Source organism: Methylobacterium crusticola (assembly GCF_003574465.1).
Lineage (GTDB): Bacteria > Pseudomonadota > Alphaproteobacteria > Rhizobiales > Beijerinckiaceae > Methylobacterium > Methylobacterium crusticola.
This window is the reverse complement of sequence record NZ_QOWC01000001.1, coordinates 41,390-57,738: the sequence shown is the minus strand read 5'-3', so window position 1 is coordinate 57,738 and position 16,349 is coordinate 41,390. Positions and strand designations below refer to the sequence as shown.

The following is a 16,349-nucleotide window of genomic DNA, read 5'->3' as shown; positions in this document are numbered from 1 at the left end:
GCTCGCGCCAGTCAGGAAGCCTTCCGGCCGGCGCGCCGAAGTATGGTGTCCGGAGAGGCGTTCGGCAGCTGATGCTGCTTGAGGTAGTCCTGCACCACTCCAACCAAGTGATCGTTGGTCATCGCGCCGCGAGATGGAATTCCCTGTACAAACAGGCTCATGAATGCAAATCGAACCGCTTCTGATTGAGATCCCTGTCTCAATGGCGGGGAAGCTCCATCCGGCCACGACTCGGCTGGTGTAGTTCGAACTGCTTTTGGCGCATCATCTGACTCCAGTGTCAGCACTGCGGTCTCAGGCAATAGGTGATGGAAATCCGGATGCTTGAAAAACCATCTTGCCGCACCCGCTCGATTTACTTCGACGCGAGACAAATTGACTAAATGCGCGTAATCTATTGGCAGATGTTCGATATCACCTCTAATCCAACCTTCCCGATTATTGATTGCAATCGAAAATGCCTTGCAAACGCGCTTTTCTAGTTTGCCTTGCAGCGGATCAGTACTCGATAGCCACAACATCGTGTAGTATGGCATGTCTTTGTTTTGCATCAACTGGGAATGCTGCTGCCTTTCTTTAATCGAGGCGGTTTTTGAGAGATGAGCTACCAGCATCCGACCGAACTCGTACATTGATGACCAGTCAGCAGCGAACCACCCTCGCCAATACTCTCTCCCATTTCTATCTCCATAGGCAGCCTCGTATATATCAGCGATCGATAGTTCCGGGAAAATGAAACTGTTAGCAATAATCCATCCAATTGAATTGCGGCGGTCCTCAGGTGGAAGATTGCCAATTGTTTTGGCTTGGGCAAGCAGCGACTCAGCCGGAATCTGCTCCCTAAAGGACTTCGGTTGAAAGTCAGCCAATGTGATCTCCCGTACGCTGGCAGGACTTCTGGTAGGGTGTCTGCTGTATGCACCACATTGCCCACGCATCCATCAGCTCGCGCCGCTTCTCGAACAAGTCGCCGCGCCGGTATGCCGCCTCGACCTTGTTCTCCAGCGTGTGCGCGAGTGCGGCTTCGGCGACCTCCCGTGGAAACGTCGTGCGCTCCGCCGCCCAGTCGCGGAAGGTTGATCTGAAGCCGTGCACGGTCACGCCCGGCCGATCCATGCGACCCACCACTTCCCACATCATGCCCCGGGCGAGGTGGTCACTCTGACGGCGACCTGGGAACACGTACTCGCCTCCAGATGATCTCAGCGCCTCCAGGATGGCGAACGCCGGCTCTGAAAGCGGAACGCGATGCGCTCGGCCGGCCTTCATGCGCTCGGCCGGAACCGTCCACGTCTTCTCGGCGGAGTCGATCTCGCTCCATCGAGCACCGATCACCTCGTTCGAACGGGCGGCCGTCAGGATGGTGAACTCCAAGGCGCGCGGCGCGATGCCCGCCTGCCCTCGCAGGCTCGCCAGGAAGGCAGCGACCTCGTCGTAGGGCAGAGCCGGATGGTGTGCGGTCCGCTGCACCTTGGACGGTCTCGGCAAGAGGTTCTGAAGGTGCCCACGCCAGCGCGCCGGGTTGTCCCCTGTTCGGTATCCACGCGTCTTGGCCCAGTCGAGCACGAGCTCGATGCGGCCGCGCACCCGGCTCGCAGTCTCGTTCTTCGTCTTCCAGATCAACTCCAGGGCCTCCATGACGAGGTCCGTATCCACGGCCTGCACCGGCAGTGCGCCAAACACAGGGTAGGCGTACGCGGCCAGCGACATTGGCCATTGCGCTGCGTGTGCGGCGTTCCGCCAGCCTGCCTGGTGCGCCTTGATGTACGCCTCTGCGCAGGCCTGGAACGTCACCGACTTCGCGCTCGCGAGGAGTGCCTCCTGGCGGCGCTCTCGCCTGACCTCAATCGGGTCGACCCCCTCGTGAACCATCTTGCGGCACTCGATGGCTCGGGCGCGGGCGTCGGCGAGGCTGTAGATCGAGGCCGAGCCGAGCCCCATCTCACGCACGCGGCCGTTCAACGTGAACCTGAAGGTCCACGACTTGCCTCTGGCCGTGACCTGAAGCCACAAGCCGTTGCCGTCGTTGTACATGCCGGGCGTCTTCAGCTTCGCCACGCCCATGGCGGTCAGTTTGTTCCGCGCGGTTGGATCGCCCATGTTCGTACCCATGGCAGAAGCGCGGATTGTAGCGGATAACGACGCACTCTGGCGAACGCATTCTCCGAGAAAAGGCGTGTTTTCAATGGGGTTTGCGACCGTCGATGAACCGCGGCGAACGCGATCCGTCTGGAGCATTTCTCCGCCTGGCTCAGCCGTCTCCCGGAGGCCGAGGCGTCCGCCATCGTGGCGACGCCGGCCGGCACCTTCGCGCCGCGCGCGCTCTACGGCCGCTATCTCGGCGACCTGCTCACGCAGGCGGTCGTCACAGATGGCGCGCCGAGGCTCCACCTCGTCCACGACGCCGTCGCCGATCTCGTCCCGGTCGCGGGCGGGTACAGCCTGCGCACTGAGGGCGGAGCGGCCTACGCGGTCGCCGGCGCGGTGCTCGCCATGGGAAACCTCACCGGTCCCGGCGCGCCGCCGAGCCGCCACCGGCTCGATCCGTGGCGGCCGGAGGCGTTCGGCCGGCTGCACCCGCACCTGCCGGTGCTCGTCGTCGGCACCGGCCTCACGATGGTCGACGCGGTGGCGTCCCTGCGCGGGCAGGGCTTCTCCGGCCGGATCGTCGCCCTGTCCCGCCGCGGCCTGGTGCCGCGCGTTCACGCACCGACGAGGCCCTGGCCGGTGCCCGACCTCAAGGCCGCCGACCTCGCCTCCCTGGCCCGGCTGACCCGGCGGATCCGGGCCGAGGTCGCCGCGGCGGAGCGGGCCGGACGGGATTGGCGCGACGTGATCGACGCGCTGCGGCCGATCATCGGCTACCTCTGGCGCAGCCTGCCCGCCGCCGAGCGGGCCCGGTTCCTGCGCCACCTGCGGCCGTTCTGGGACGTGCACCGCCACCGGGCCGCCCCGCCCGCCGCGGCCGCCATCGCGGCCGAGATCGACGCGGGAAGCCTGGAGGTGCGGGCCGGGCGCATCCTCGCCATCGCGGACGCGCCCGGTGAGGCCGTGGTGCAGATCCGGCCCCGCAGCGGCGGGGCGGACGAGACGCTGGCGGTGCAGGGCGTCATCGACGCCACCGGGATCGGGCGCATCGACGAGACCGGGGATCCGCTGCTGCGTCGCCTCGTGGTGCGCGGCCTCGCCCGGCCGGACGCATGCGGGCTCGGCCTCGCGGCGGGCGACGACTTCCGGCTGCGCGCCACCCGGCCGGGCCGGCTCTGGACGCTCGGCCCGCTCCTGCGCGGCACGCTCTGGGAATGCATCGCGGTGCCGGACATCCGCAGCCAAGCCGCCGAGGTCGCCGCCGTCGTCGCCGCCGAGGTCGAGCGCCTGCCGGCGTCGCCCCGGCGGGCTGCCTTCGTCTGAACGGCCGCACGCGCGCCGGGCCAGAATAATCCTCGTCGAACTTGATCAATCGAGAGCGCAAGTCTTCTCTCCCGCCGCAGAAATAAAAAATTGTACTTCCATTGACGCTCCGGAAATCCTCTGGACATCATTGAACGCCGAGCGCGTCGAGCGTGCGGGACATTTCGGACACGATCAGGTGCGGCGCTCCGGCAGGCCGGGCGATCCTTGGGGGATGATGACGATGCGCAAGACCACACCGCTCCGAACGGCCCTCGCCGGCGCCGTCCTGGCGGCCCTGCTGCTGCCGGCGGCTCCCGCCCTGGCGAAAGCCGGCGCGTCCGCCACGGCGGCGCCCGTCCGCGACGCCGCGAAGAGCCCGCTCGTCTCGACCGAGTGGCTCGAGAAGAACCTCGACCAGCCCAAGCTGCGCATCGTCGAGGTCAGCGTCGATCCAGGCGTCTACGAGCGCGGCCACATCCCGGGTGCGCACAACATCGCCTGGCACACCGACCTCGTCGAGACGGTGAGCCGAGACATCGCCGGGCCGGTAAAATTCGCCGCCCTGGCGCGCCGTCTCGGAATCGACCGCGACACCACCGTGGTGCTGTACGGCGACAACAACAACTGGTTTGCCGCCTGGGGCGCCTGGGTCTTCGCGCAGTACGGCCTCGTCGACACGGTCAAGCTGCTCGACGGCGGGCGCAGGAAGTGGGACGCCGAGAAGCGTCCGCTCGACACCCGGACGCCGGAGGTCGCGGCCTCGCAGTTCGCCGTGACCCCTGCCTCGACGGCGCTCAGGGCCCGCTTCTCCGACGTGCTGGCGGTGGCGCGCAAGGAGAAGGACGAAAAAATCCTCGACATCCGCTCGCCCGACGAGTTCTCCGGCAAGGTGATCGCCCCGGCCGGGGTGCCGGAACTGGCGGTGCGGGCCGGCCACATCCCGGGCTCGGTCAACGTGCCCTGGGCCAGGGCGGTGAACCCGGACGGCACCTTGCGATCCTTCGAGGAACTGAGGACGCTCTACGCCGAGGCCGGCATCGACGGCTCGAAGCCGGTGATCACCTCCTGCCGCATCGGCGAGCGCTCGAGCCATTCCTGGTTCGTGCTGAGCCGGGTGCTCGGCTACGAAGCCCGCAACTACGACGGCTCGTGGACCGAGTACGGCAACGCCGTCGGCGTGCCGGTGGTCAACCTCGCCGGAACGGTCTGGGGCGGCCGGTGAGCGGCGTCGCGGCGGCCCTGCCGGCCGCCCCTGCCGGTTCAGCCGTCCGCGCCGGCCTCGCCCTGCTCCTCGCCGCGCTCCTCGCGGGAGGCGCCTGGCGCCTCTCGGGCGAGGCCGGGGGCGGCGGCCTCGCCCTCTCCCTGGTGTTCGGGGCGCTGTTCGGGTTCGTGCTGCAACGCTCGCGCTTCTGCTTCCTGTGCCTGTGGCGCGACTTCCTCGACGACGGCGACCCGCGGGGGGTGCTCGGCCTCCTCGCCGCCCTGGCGGCGGGCCTCGCCGGCTACACCGTGGTGTACGGGGCCTGGCTGCCGGATCCGGGCGGGACGCGGCTGCCGCCGGGGGCTCATATCGGGCCGGTCGGGCCGGTCCTGGCGCTGTCCGGCCTCGCCTTCGGGGCCGGCATGGCGGTGTCGGGCTCGTGCCTCAGCGCCCACCTCTACCGCCTCGGCGAGGGCTCGCCGACGGCGCCCTTCGCGCTCCTCGGCTCGGCCCTCGGCTTCGGCCTCGGTTTCGCCACCTGGAACCCGCTCTACCTCGCCAGCGTGGCGGGGGCGCCGGTGACGTGGCTGCCGCGGCATCTCGGTTACGCCGGCCACCTCGCGGCCGGGCTTGCTCTCCTCGGCGGCCTCGCGCTCTGGCTGCTGCGGCGGTGGCCGCCCGCGGCCGCTCCGGCGCCGGCGGCTCCCGATCCGGTGCGGGCGGTGTTCGTGTCGCGCTGGCCGGCATGGCTCGGCGGCCTCGCCGTCGGGGCGATCGCAACCTTCGCCTACCTGCGCGTCGGTCCCCTCGGGGTCACGGCGGAGATCGGCGGGCGGAGTCGGCAGGCCGCGTCGGCCCTCGGGCTGCTGCCGGACCGCCTGGAAGGGCTCGACGGCTTTCGCGGCTGCGCCACCGCCCTGCGCGAGAGCCTGCTGACCCCGAACGGTCTCTTCGTCGGCGGGCTCGTGGTCGCAGCCTTCGCGGCGGCCGTCGCGGCCGGCCAGTTCCGCCCCGCGTGGCCCGGGAGGGGTCAGATCCTGCGCGGCCTCGTCGGCGGAACCCTGCTCGGCTGGGGCGCGATGACCGGGCTCGGCTGCAGCATCGGCACGCTGCTGTCCGGCATCATGGCGGGCGCCCTCTCGGGCTGGGTGTTCGGGATCGCGATGCTCGTCGGCGCGACCGTCACGCTCCGCCTCGGCCGCCGGCTCGGGCTGCCGGCGTGACGCCGCGCACGGGGCGCGGGCCTGCGGGTCGCGACGAACGCCGGCCAGCGCGGCCCACCGCGCGCGTCACCGCGGATTAAAATAATATCCTTTGAACGTCGCCTGCATGGGAGGTTCTGATCTCCTTATCAGGATGAAGGTAAAAAAACGTTTCTGTTGACGGTATTGGCGGAGAACGCCAGATATCCCGTGCGGGATCAGCTGCCTCCCGGCTCCCGAGAGCGATTGAGAAGATGCTGATGATCAAGCAACGCAGCCTGCTTCTGCCCAGGCCGGCCGTCGCCCTGCTCGCAGGTCTGGCCATGCTGGCGGCGCTGCCGGCCGGCCCGGCCGCCGCAGCCGAGGGGAGCCTGCGCATCGCCAAGCAGTTCGGCGTCGTCTACCTGCTCCTCAACGTGGCCGAGGATCAGAAGCTGATCGAGAAGCACGGGCGCGCGGCCGGCCTCGACATCAAGGTCGAGTACCTGCAGCTCTCCGGCGGCTCCGCGGTCAACGACGCGCTGCTCTCCGGCAGCGTCGACATCGGCAGCGCCGGCGTCGGCCCGCTTTTCACCCTGTGGGACCGCACCCGCGGCCGCCAGAACGTCCGCGGCGTCGCCTCGCTGGGCAACTTCCCGTACTACCTCGTCAGCAACCGCCCCGAGGTGAAGTCGATCGCCGACTTCACCGACAAGGATCGCATCGCCCTGCCGGCGGTCGGCGTCTCGGTCCAGGCCCGCATCCTGCAATGGGCCTCGGCCAAGCTGTGGGGCGACAAGGAGTTCGCCCGGCTCGACCGCAACAGCGTGGCGGTGCCGCACCCGGAGGCGGCGGCCGCGATCATCAAGGGCGGCACCGAGATCACGGCCCATTTCGGCAACCCGCCGTTCCAGGAGCAGGAGCTGGCCGAGAACCCGAACGCCCGGGTGGTCCTGAGCTCCTACGATGTGCAAGGCGGGCCGGCGTCCTCGACCGTGCTCTACGCGACGGAGAAGTTCTACAAGGACAGCCCGAAATCCTACCAGGCTTTCGTCGACGCTCTCGACGAGGCGGCGCGCTTCATCGCCGCCGATCCGGAGCGGGCCGCTGACATCTACCTCAGGGCCAACGCCAGCCGGATCGACCGCGCCCTGCTGCTCAAGGTGATCAAGAGCCCCGACGTGACCTTCAAGGTCGAACCGCAGAACACCCTCGGCCTCGGCCAGTTCATGCACCGCGTCGGCGCGATCAAGAACGAGCCGAGAGCCCTGAGCGACTACTTCTTCGTCAACCCGCGCGTCGCGGCCGGCAGCTGAAGGCGAACGGCATGCCGCTCGTGATCGAGCGCGACGCGCCCGCCGCGGCGCCCCAGCCACCCGCGTCGCCGCGCGCCCTGCCCGACCCGCTCCTGCGCATCGCCGGCGTCTCGCTCGAGTACCGCACCCCCGGACGGGTGGTGCGGGCGGCCCACCGGATCGACCTCGACGTCTACGAGGCCGACCGCTTCGTGCTGCTCGGGCCATCGGGCTGTGGCAAGTCCACCCTCCTCAAGGCCATCGCCGGGTTCATCGCCCCGGTCGAGGGCGAGATCACGCTCGCCGGCGTGCCGGTGCGCAAGCCCGGGCCCGACCGCATCGTGGTCTTCCAGGAATTCGACCAGCTGCCGCCCTGGAAGACCGTGGTCGAGAACGTCGCTTTTCCCTTGCGCGCCGCCCGCGGTCTCGGGCGCCGGGAGGCGCTGGAGCGGGCTCGCGTCACGATCGAGAAGGTCGGGCTCTCGGCCTTCGCCGGCAGCTACCCGCATCAGCTCTCCGGGGGCATGAAGCAGCGCGTCGCCATCGCGCGGGCGCTGGCGATGCAGCCGAAGGTGCTTCTGATGGACGAGCCCTTCGCGGCCCTCGACGCGCTCACGCGCCGCAAGATGCAGGAGGAGCTGCTGGCGCTCTGGGACGAGGCCCGCCTGACGCTCGTGTTCGTCACCCACTCGATCGAGGAGGCCCTGGTGGTCGGCAACCGGATGGCCGTGCTCTCGCCGCATCCGGGCCGGGTCCGCGGCGAGTACAATTGCCACGAGTTCGACCTGTCGAGCATCGGCAGCCGCGCCTTCCAGGCCGCGGTCCAGCGCCTGCACCAGCGGCTGTTCGAGCCCGCTCCCGAAGCCGCCCTGCGATGAACCAGGCCCTCTCGCCGCCGGTCCGGCCGGAATACGACCGCGCGCTGCCGCCCTTCGTCGAGGCGCCGGTCGAGCGCATCCTGCCGCTGCCCGCCCGCCTGTGGCAGCAGGGCTGGCTGCGCCGCGGCCTGATCCTCGTGAGCCTGGCGCTGATCTGGGAGGCGCTGGCGCGCTGGCAGGACAACGACCTGCTGCTGCCGGGCTTCCTCGCCGCCCTCTCGGCCCTCGTCGACGGCCTCGCGACCGGCGAGATCCTGGAGCGGACGCGGATCTCCCTCACGCTGCTGGCGCAGGGCTACGTCTGCGGCGTCGTCCTCGCCTTCGGGCTGACCTCGCTCGCGGTCTCGACCCAGTTCGGCCGCGACCTGCTCTCGACGCTCACCGCGATGTTCAACCCGCTGCCGGCGATCGCACTCCTGCCGCTGGCGCTCCTGTGGTTCGGGCTCGGATCGGGAAGCCTGATCTTCGTGCTGATCCACGCGGTCCTGTGGCCGCTCGCGCTCAACACCTACGCGGGCTTCCAGGCGGTGCCGGAGTCGCTGCGCATGGCCGGGCGCAACTACGGGCTCGAAGGGCTGGCTTACGTCGGCCAGATCCTGGTCCCGGCGGCCCTCCCGGCGATCCTGTCGGGCCTCAAGATCGGCTGGGCCTTCGCCTGGCGCACGCTGATCGCGGCGGAGCTGGTCTTCGGCGCCTCGTCGGGCCGCGGCGGTCTCGGATGGTACATCTTCCAGAACCGCAACGAGCTCTACACCGACCGGGTCTTCGCCGGCCTGCTCCTCGTCATCGCGATCGGCCTCGTGGTCGAGACGATCGTGTTCGCGAGCCTGGAGCGGGTGACGGTCCGGCGCTGGGGGCAGGTGCGCTAGCCCGGCACCCGAACCCGCTGCCATCGGGCGCTGCACTCGGCCGTTGTTCCGACGCGCGTCCTCGTGCCGGACCGGTGTCCATTCCGGCGGGGAGCGCTCTGCGTTCGCATCACCGGTCGCAAGACCCGAGCGAACGACGACACCGAGGCCACGATCGCCCCGGCGCCTGCTTCCACGCCACGCGCCACCTCGGCGTCGGCTGGCGCCAGCCCTCGAGCGAGGCCTCGCTGCGCCGCCGGCGGCCTCGCGCCCGGCGTCCGCGCCACCGGCTCGGTTGCGATCATCGGCTCGCTTCGGACCGACGATCGCTCGGGATCGTCAACGCGCCGCACCCCGATCTCAAATCTTCCACATGAATTGCCATCCGAAGAATTTTCATTCCATGGATTCTACGAAATAGAGGCGATCCTGTTATTGACGATCGTTGTATCAACAATCATAACTGACGCACTCATCATAGAGCCCGGGCTGTCGATGCTGCGTCTGGTCTCGTCTGTCGTGAAATTTTCGAGCCAATTCTCAACCGATACACGTAAGCGCCCAGCGAGACACGTGCCGCGGCATGCCTGAGTTCTGTCGCCGACGAACGTTGCGCGCTTCATCCGCGCGCAGCCTCCCTCGCTCGCCCGCTCAGCAAGTTGCGACGTCCCGCCCGCGACTCAGAACGCCACCAACGGAGGCATGCATTGGCTGATGCTATCGTTCGATCGTCGCCTCTGGAGGCCGCGGCGCAACCTCTCCTCGACGGGCTCGTCGCCGAGTACGACGGCCGGTACGGCGCGGCGAGCCGGCCCGGGGGCGCGCGGTCCGAGATCCTGCGCTATCCTGCGGAGGTTTACGGCCCGCCGTTGGGCGATTTCCTGCTCGTGCTGCGCGACCGGGAGACTGTCGCCGGCGGCGCGTTCATGAGCCACGACGACGAGACGGTGGAGCTCAAGCGCATATGGACCCGGACCGACCTGCGGCGGCAGGGGCTGGCCCAGCGCATCGTCCAAGCCCTGGAGGACAGCGCGGCGCGGCTCGGCTACACGCGGGCCTACCTGACGACGGGCTTCCGCCAGCCGGAAGCGACCGCGCTCTACCTCTCCCTCGGCTATCGGCCACTCTACGACGTCGGGGCCGATCCGACCCTGTACCGCTCCCTCCCGTTCGAGAAGCTGATCGGGGCGCGGGCGGGGGAGAGGGCCACGTCCTCGGTCTTCGTGCCGGCTGCCTCCTTCGAGGAGGCGACCGCGCGCGTCGCCGCCGTGAAGGCGGAGCAGGAACGCAAGGTCCTCGACCGGCTCGCGGGCCATCGCGCGAAGGCGGCCTGAGCCGCAGGCCTCTGCCCCGAACGTCGACGAGACCAGGCTCGACGGGGCGGAGGATGCTGACGAGGTCCCTCGGCACACGTCTCAGCGCAGGGAGAGAACGGGTTCGGCTCCGCCCCGCGTCCGGGCGCTCGACGTCGGCGGGATCTTCGGCGAGTGCGCGCGCGACCGCGTGAGACACTTAGACCTCGCCGGAGGCCACACGCCTCCCCCTCGCCCTCGGCTGCGGCCCCGCTCGACCCAGGAACCGGCCCATGGCCTCATCCCGCCCACGCCGTCTCAAGACGCTCGTCGGGGCCGCCGGCATCGTCGCCGCGTCGAACGACGGCGAGCCCGCTGCCGGCATGAGGCGCGCCGTCGACCTCGCACGCAGGGCCGAGGCCGAGCGGATCACCGGCCTGTTCACGGCCGACCTCCTGCAGATCGACCCCGCCGGCCTCGCCGGCACGGCGGGTGCGCAGGAGCCGCTCATCGCGCTCGCGGCCCTGAGCCAGGCGACCTCGCGGATCGGCCTGGTGGCGACCCTGTCGACCACCTTCCACCACCCCTACAACCTCGCCCGGCAGATCGGCACGCTGGACCACGCCAGCGGCGGCCGGGCGGCCTGGAACGCGGTGACCTCCTCCGTCGGCGAGGAGAATTTCGGGCAGGCCTTGCCGAGCCCCGAGGAGCGTTACGCCCGAGCCGCGGAGTTCATCGAGATCGTCAATGCCCTGTTCGACGCGAACGAGCGCGACGCGGCGCAGCGCAAGGCGTCCGGGGCGGTCACGGTCGATCCGACGAAGTTCCATCGCATCGACTACCGCGGCCGCCATTTCACGGTCGCCGGGCCGTTGAACGTGCCGCCGCTGCCGCAGGGCCGTCCGGTCCAGTTCCAGGCCGGGCAGTCGGAGGCGGGCATCGCCATCGGCGCGCGCTACGCCGAGGTCGTCTACACCTCGCAGCCGACGCTGGAAGGCGCCCTCGCCTTCGCGACGGAGCTTCGGCGGCGCGCCTCCGCCTGCGGGCGCGGGAACGGGCTGCCTCTCGTGATGAACTCCTTCCACTCGGTCATCGGCGAATCCGATGCGGATGCGGCCCGGCGGCTCGAGGAGAAGCACGCGCGGATCGACTACGCGCAGGGTCGCCTCAAGCTCGCGGATATGCTGGGCGGCCACGTCGATCTCTCCGAACTGCCCCTCGACGAGCCGCTGCCCGACGCGCTCCTGCCGGACGTGACGAGCATCAACCGCCGGCGCGGGCGCGTGGAGATCTTCCGGCGCTACGCCCGGCAGGGCCTGACTCTGCGCAAGCTCATCATCGAAGCGCAGGAGACGGGGCATTGGTCGGTCGCCGGCACGCCGGAGCGCCTCGCCGACGCCATCGAGGAGCGCTTCCGCGCCGGCGTCCTCGACGTCGTGACCCTCCACGGCCTGGGGAACCCTGATCAGGAGGATCTGCTCCTGAATGGCCTCCTGCCCGAACTGCGACGGCGTTCGCTGATCGATACGGCCTACGTCGGCGACGATTTCCGCGCGAGCCTCGAACTGCCGCCGCTCTCCGGGGCGAGCGCATCCGCGCGCACGCGTCAGGCCTGATCGCCGATCGGCCAGGAGCCGCGGGCAATCCGGAGGAAGCCTCAGCCGCTCAGACACGCGCCCTGCCGGTTCTCGCGCGCCTGAAGAAAATTCTTCCGGTCACCGACTCGGTCCACAAAGTAGATCCCTTTCAAACACCCATCTTTAGAAGGATATTTCATTGACGAACGCGGCGCGAAGTTGAACAAATGGCTCAGGCGAGCGTTGGTTTCTGTTGGTTACCGAGAGGTCATCTGGACCATTCCGCGCCGCGTCAACAACGCTGAACGCACCACGAGGCGATCGTGGATTCCGGAGAACGGAAGTCTTCCTTGATCCTGAGCACGAAACTCGGCTCGACCCTTCGCCGGCGTGGGCGCGCCGACGCGCCTGTCCGCCGAGTTCCGGGGCGGGACGACCTTGGTGCCGGCCGATCGCAACGACCATCGCGGCGCCGGACCGGAGCGCCTCGTTTCGGATCCTTCCGGCGCCGCGTCGTCTCCCCCCGAGCTCACGATGACCTATGATCTCAGCCTCCTCGACAAGAGCCCCCTTCTCGCCGGGGAGCCGGCAAGTGCCGCGCTCCAGCGCACCGTCGCGCTCGCGCAGGGCGCTGAGCGCCTGGGCTACAGGCGTTTCTGGGTGGCGGAGCACCACGCCAATCCGGGGCTGGCGAGCTCCGCACCCGAGGTCCTGATCGCGCACCTCGCCGCGCGTACGCAGCGCATCCGGATCGGCTCGGGCGGCGTGCTCCTGCCGCATTACAGCCCCTACAAGGTCGCGGAAACCTTCAACCTGCTCGCGACGCTGGCGCCCGGCCGGATCGACCTCGGCGTCGGCAAGGCGCCCGGCGGCCTGCCTGCGGCGACGCGGGCCCTGCGGCGTCTGCACGATCCGGCGCGCGTTCCGCCATTCGACGACCTCTTGAGGGAACTCGACACCTACCTCGCGCCGCCGGACGACGCATCGCCCCCGGCGCTCCCGACCCCGCCCGCCCCGCCCGAGCGCTTCCTCCTCGGCGCGAGCCCCGACAGCGCGCGCTCCGCGGCCGAGCGCGGCTGGCGCTTCGTCTTCGCCGGGCAGCTCAACGGCGATCCTCGGGCGATCGAGGCGAGCCTCGACGCCTACGCGAGGGCGGGGGCCGAGGCTGCGCCCCTCCTCGCGGTGACGGCCCTGGCGGCTCCGACCTCCGAGGAGGCAAGGGCGCTGACCGATCCCCTCAAGGTGGTGCGCGTCACGCTGGATGACGGCCAGAGCGTCAACCTCGGCAGCGAGGAACAGGCGGCCGAGTACGCCCGGCAAGCCGGCGCCGCCTCCTACCGGACCGAGATCCGCAAGCCCCACGTCCTCGCGGGCACGGCCGAGGAGGTGCACCGCGAACTCGACCGGCTGCAAGCCCGCTTCGGCGTCCACGAGTTCATCATCGACACTCCCCCGTCCGCCACCGCCAAGCGCCTCGCATCCGTGACGCTGCTCGCGGGCGGTGCGCCGGCCCTCGCGGCCTGACCTGAAGCGTGCAGAGAACGACCCATGTCGCAGACCCGCCTCACCTTCGGCCTGATGCTCCAGGGCGGGGGCAGCCACATGAACGCCTGGCGCCACCCGAGCAACCCGGCCGATGCCAGCGTCAACCTCGACTTCTTCGTCCGGAACGCGCGCAAGGCGGAGGAGAACGGCATCGCCTTCGCCTTCGTGGCCGACGGTCTCTACATCAACGACAAGTCGATCCCGCACTTCCTGAACCGGTTCGAGCCGCTGACCATCCTGTCGGCGCTCGCCGCGAGCACGACGAAGCTCGGCCTCGTCGGCACGGTCTCGACCTCCTACAGCGACCCCTACACCATCGCCCGGCAATTCGCCTCGCTCGACCTGATCAGCGGCGGCCGGGCGGGCTGGAACGCCGTGACCTCGCCCCTGGAGGGCTCCGGGCGCAACTACGGCCGCGCTCACCCCGAGCACGCCCTGCGCTACGAGATCGCGCAGGAATACCTCGATGTCGCGAAGGGGCTCTGGGATTCCTGGGACGACGACGCCTTCGTGCGCGACCGGGATTCCGGCCGCTTCTTCGACCGCGCCGGGCTGCACAGGCTCGACCACAAGGGGCGCTTCTTCCAGGTCGAGGGACCGCTCAACATCCAGCGCTCGCGGCAGGGCCAGCCGGTCATCTTCCAGGCCGGATCGTCCGACGCCGGCATCGGGCTCGCCGGCCGGCACGCGGACGCCGTCTTCGCCAATCACGTCCCCCTGGAGGAGGCGCAGGCACTCTACCGCAGCATCAGGGCGAGCGCTGTGGCCCATCGGCGCCAAGCCGACGACGTGAAGATCTTTCCGGGCGCCGGACCGATCGTCGGGCGCACGCGGGCGGAGGCCGAGGAGAAGTACCGCGCGATCCGGGACCTGATCTCGATCGAGGACGCGCTCGCCTACCTCGGCCGCTTCTTCGATCACCACGACTTCACCGCCTATCCGCTCGACGCGACTTTCCCGGACCTCGGCGACCTCGGCCAGAACAGCTTCCGCTCGACCACGGACCGCATCAAGCGCAACGCGGCGGCGAAGGGGCTTTCGCTGCGCGAGGCGGCGCTGGAGGCCGCGACGCCGCGCACGGACCTGATCGGCTCCGCCGCGGAGGTCGCCGACATCCTGATCGCGCGCGTCGAGAAGGGCGCAGCCGACGGCTTCGTGCTCGGCTTCCCCGTCATCGGCCAGGGACTCGACGACTTCATCGCGCTCGTCATCCCAGTCCTCGAGGCGCGCGGCGTCTACGACCGCGTTCTCCCGGGCGCGACGCTGCGCGACCATCTCGGGCTGCCCCGCCGCGAGAGCCGCTACGCCCGGCCCGCGGACGACGCCCCGGCGCGCAAGGCCGGGTGAGGCGCCCGACATGACGATCCACACCGCGCTCGCCGATCGTGGCATCGATCCGGGCATCCTCGCCACCCTGGACGAGTTCACGGCCTTCCGGCGCGACCTGCACCGGCACCCCGAACTCGCCTTCCGCGAGACGCGGACGAGCGGCCTCGTCGCCGAGCGGCTGCACGCGTACGGTTACGCGGTGACCACGGGGCTCGCAGGCACGGGCGTCGTCGGGGTGCTGCGCAAGGGCACGGGCGAGCGCCGGCTCGGCCTGCGGGCCGACATGGACGCGCTGCCGATCCGCGAGCGCACCGGCCTGTCCTACGCCAGCGCCGCGGACGGCACGATGCACGCCTGCGGGCATGACGGCCACACCGCGATCCTCCTTGCCGCCGCCAGGCGCCTCGCCGAGGCCGACTTCTCCGGCACGCTGACGCTGATCTTCCAGCCGGCCGAGGAGATCGGCGCCGGCGCGCGCAAGCTCGTCAGCGAGGGTCTGTTCGCGCGCTTTCCCGTCGACGCGGTCTTCGGCCTGCACAACTGGCCCGGCGTGCCGCGCGGACAGTTCGGCTTCGTCGCGGGTCCGGCGATGGCGGCGGTGGACAAGGCGGAGATCCGGGTCGTCGGCCGGGGCGGGCACGGCGCCTCGCCCCACGAGACGGTGGACCCCGTGGTCGCAGCCGCCGCCATCGTGCTCGCGCTGCAGAGCGTCGTCGCCCGCAACGTCGATCCGCGGGAGGCAGCGGTCGTGACGGTCGGCGCCATCCATGGCGGCGAAGCCTCGAACGTCATCCCCGACCGCGTCGACCTGAAGCTCACGATCCGCAGCTTCGATCCGACCGTACGGCGCCGGCTCGAGGACCGCATCGTCGCGCTCACCCGCGACCAAGCCGCGAGCTACGGCGCGCAGGCCGAGATCGAGTACCGTCGCGGCCTTCCGACCGTGTTCAACCACGCCGCCGAGACGGCGTTCGCGCGCGAGGTCGCTCTCGCGGCCTTCGGCGCCGAACGCCTTGAGGCGGACTTCAAGCCGCGCATGGCGAGCGAGGACTTCGCCTACCTCCTGGAGGCGCGACCCGGCAGCTATCTCTTCGTCGGCAACGGCGACAGCGCGCCGCTGCACAGCCCCGAATACGACTTCGACGACGCCCTCATCGCCCCCGCGGCGAGCTTCTGGGTTCGCCTCGTCCGCACCTTTCTCGTCTGACCCCGCGACCGGAGAGGCCGCCGCCATGTCCGACCAGTTCGTCTACACCACGCCCCACGATCCCCGGGCAAAGCCCCTCCTCGACCAGCTCACCTGGGAGTACGTCACGCGGTACGGGAGCTATTTCGGCGATCCGCCGGGCGCCGAGATGACGCGCTACCCGGCCGAACTCTTCGCGCCGCCGGACGGCAATTTCCTGCTGCTCCTGCGCAACGGGCGTGCCGTCGCGGGCGGGGCGTTCAAGCGGCACGACGCACGCACGGCCGAGCTCAAGCGCATCTGGACCGACACGGCGTTGCGCCGGCAGGGCTTGGCGCGCCGGGTCACCGTGGAACTCGAGGCTCAGGCCGGACGGCAGGGCTACGACCGCATCCACCTGACGACGGGCTTCCGCCAACCGGAGGCCAAGGCGCTCTACCTGAGCCTCGGCTACACGCCCCTCTTCGACGTCGCGGTCGATCCCGAGATCTACAAGATCCTAGCCTTCGAGAAGGCCCTGTCCGCCACCTCGGCGGCCTCGAAGCCTGCACCTCACGTCCGCGTCCAGCGCAGTGCCGCCTGAACGCGTCGTCCGCCCCTCCGAGACTTCGAGCCCGCCGAGTC

14 protein-coding genes are annotated in these 16,349 nt (G+C 69.9%); 12 read left to right on the top strand and 2 right to left on the bottom strand.

Going from position 1 to position 16,349, the window contains the following annotated elements; genetic code table 11:
- Window positions 1-11: 11 nt before the first annotated feature.
- Both DT057_RS06240 and DT057_RS06235 read right to left on the bottom strand, forming a co-directional pair.
- Window positions 12-869 (bottom strand): hypothetical protein, encoded by an 858-nt coding sequence (locus DT057_RS06240; protein WP_128561213.1) that lies wholly within the window; start codon window positions 867-869, stop codon window positions 12-14.
- Complete coding sequence (locus tag DT057_RS06235; RefSeq protein WP_238314002.1) at window positions 862-2,100, bottom strand: tyrosine-type recombinase/integrase; 1,239 nt, start codon at window positions 2,098-2,100, stop codon at window positions 862-864. The genes DT057_RS06240 and DT057_RS06235 overlap by 8 nt, the downstream gene beginning before the upstream one ends.
- A 123-nt stretch (window positions 2,101-2,223) precedes the next feature.
- On the opposite strand from DT057_RS06235, the gene DT057_RS06230 reads away from it, so the two are divergent.
- The 12 genes from DT057_RS06230 to DT057_RS06175 all read left to right on the top strand — a co-directional run bounded on the left by DT057_RS06230 (window position 2,224) and on the right by DT057_RS06175 (window position 16,308).
- Window positions 2,224-3,411, top strand: a complete 1,188-nt coding sequence (locus DT057_RS06230; protein ID WP_128561212.1) for an FAD/NAD(P)-binding protein — start codon at window positions 2,224-2,226, stop codon at window positions 3,409-3,411.
- A gap of 223 nt (window positions 3,412-3,634) precedes the next feature.
- Entirely contained in the window at window positions 3,635-4,615 is a 981-nt protein-coding gene (locus DT057_RS06225; protein ID WP_128561211.1) for a sulfurtransferase, read from the top strand.
- On the top strand, window positions 4,612-5,817 hold the full coding sequence (locus DT057_RS06220) for a YeeE/YedE family protein (protein WP_203236203.1): 1,206 nt from the start codon (window positions 4,612-4,614) through the stop codon (window positions 5,815-5,817). Before DT057_RS06225 ends, DT057_RS06220 begins: the two co-directional genes overlap by 4 nt.
- Window positions 5,818-6,056: 239 nt before the next feature.
- The gene (locus DT057_RS06215) at window positions 6,057-7,091 is read left to right on the top strand and encodes an ABC transporter substrate-binding protein (protein WP_128561210.1); all 1,035 of its coding nucleotides are present in this window, start codon (window positions 6,057-6,059) and stop codon (window positions 7,089-7,091) included.
- A gap of 11 nt (window positions 7,092-7,102) precedes the next feature.
- Window positions 7,103-7,948, top strand: a complete 846-nt coding sequence (locus DT057_RS06210; protein WP_128561209.1) for an ABC transporter ATP-binding protein — start codon at window positions 7,103-7,105, stop codon at window positions 7,946-7,948.
- Window positions 7,945-8,817: an ABC transporter permease gene (locus tag DT057_RS06205; RefSeq protein WP_128561208.1), complete on the top strand. Its 873-nt coding sequence runs from the start codon at window positions 7,945-7,947 to the stop codon at window positions 8,815-8,817. Before DT057_RS06210 ends, DT057_RS06205 begins: the two co-directional genes overlap by 4 nt.
- Window positions 8,818-9,503: 686 nt before the next feature.
- Window positions 9,504-10,130, top strand: coding sequence for a GNAT family N-acetyltransferase (locus DT057_RS06200; protein WP_128561207.1), 627 nt, complete (start codon window positions 9,504-9,506; stop codon window positions 10,128-10,130).
- A gap of 251 nt (window positions 10,131-10,381) precedes the next feature.
- The gene (locus tag DT057_RS06195; RefSeq protein ID WP_128561206.1) at window positions 10,382-11,704 is read left to right on the top strand and encodes an NtaA/DmoA family FMN-dependent monooxygenase; all 1,323 of its coding nucleotides are present in this window, start codon (window positions 10,382-10,384) and stop codon (window positions 11,702-11,704) included.
- Between the two features lie 495 nt (window positions 11,705-12,199).
- Window positions 12,200-13,189: an MsnO8 family LLM class oxidoreductase gene (locus tag DT057_RS06190; protein ID WP_128561205.1), complete on the top strand. Its 990-nt coding sequence runs from the start codon at window positions 12,200-12,202 to the stop codon at window positions 13,187-13,189.
- Window positions 13,190-13,213: 24 nt separating this feature from the next.
- Entirely contained in the window at window positions 13,214-14,557 is a 1,344-nt protein-coding gene (locus tag DT057_RS06185) for an LLM class flavin-dependent oxidoreductase (RefSeq protein ID WP_128561204.1), read from the top strand.
- A gap of 10 nt (window positions 14,558-14,567) precedes the next feature.
- The gene (locus tag DT057_RS06180) at window positions 14,568-15,746 is read left to right on the top strand and encodes a M20 aminoacylase family protein (RefSeq protein ID WP_128561203.1); all 1,179 of its coding nucleotides are present in this window, start codon (window positions 14,568-14,570) and stop codon (window positions 15,744-15,746) included.
- 25 nt (window positions 15,747-15,771) lie between these two features.
- A complete protein-coding gene (locus DT057_RS06175) occupies window positions 15,772-16,308 on the top strand; it encodes a GNAT family N-acetyltransferase (RefSeq protein ID WP_128561202.1) in 537 nt (178 codons plus the stop codon).
- Window positions 16,309-16,349: the final 41 nt, after the last annotated feature.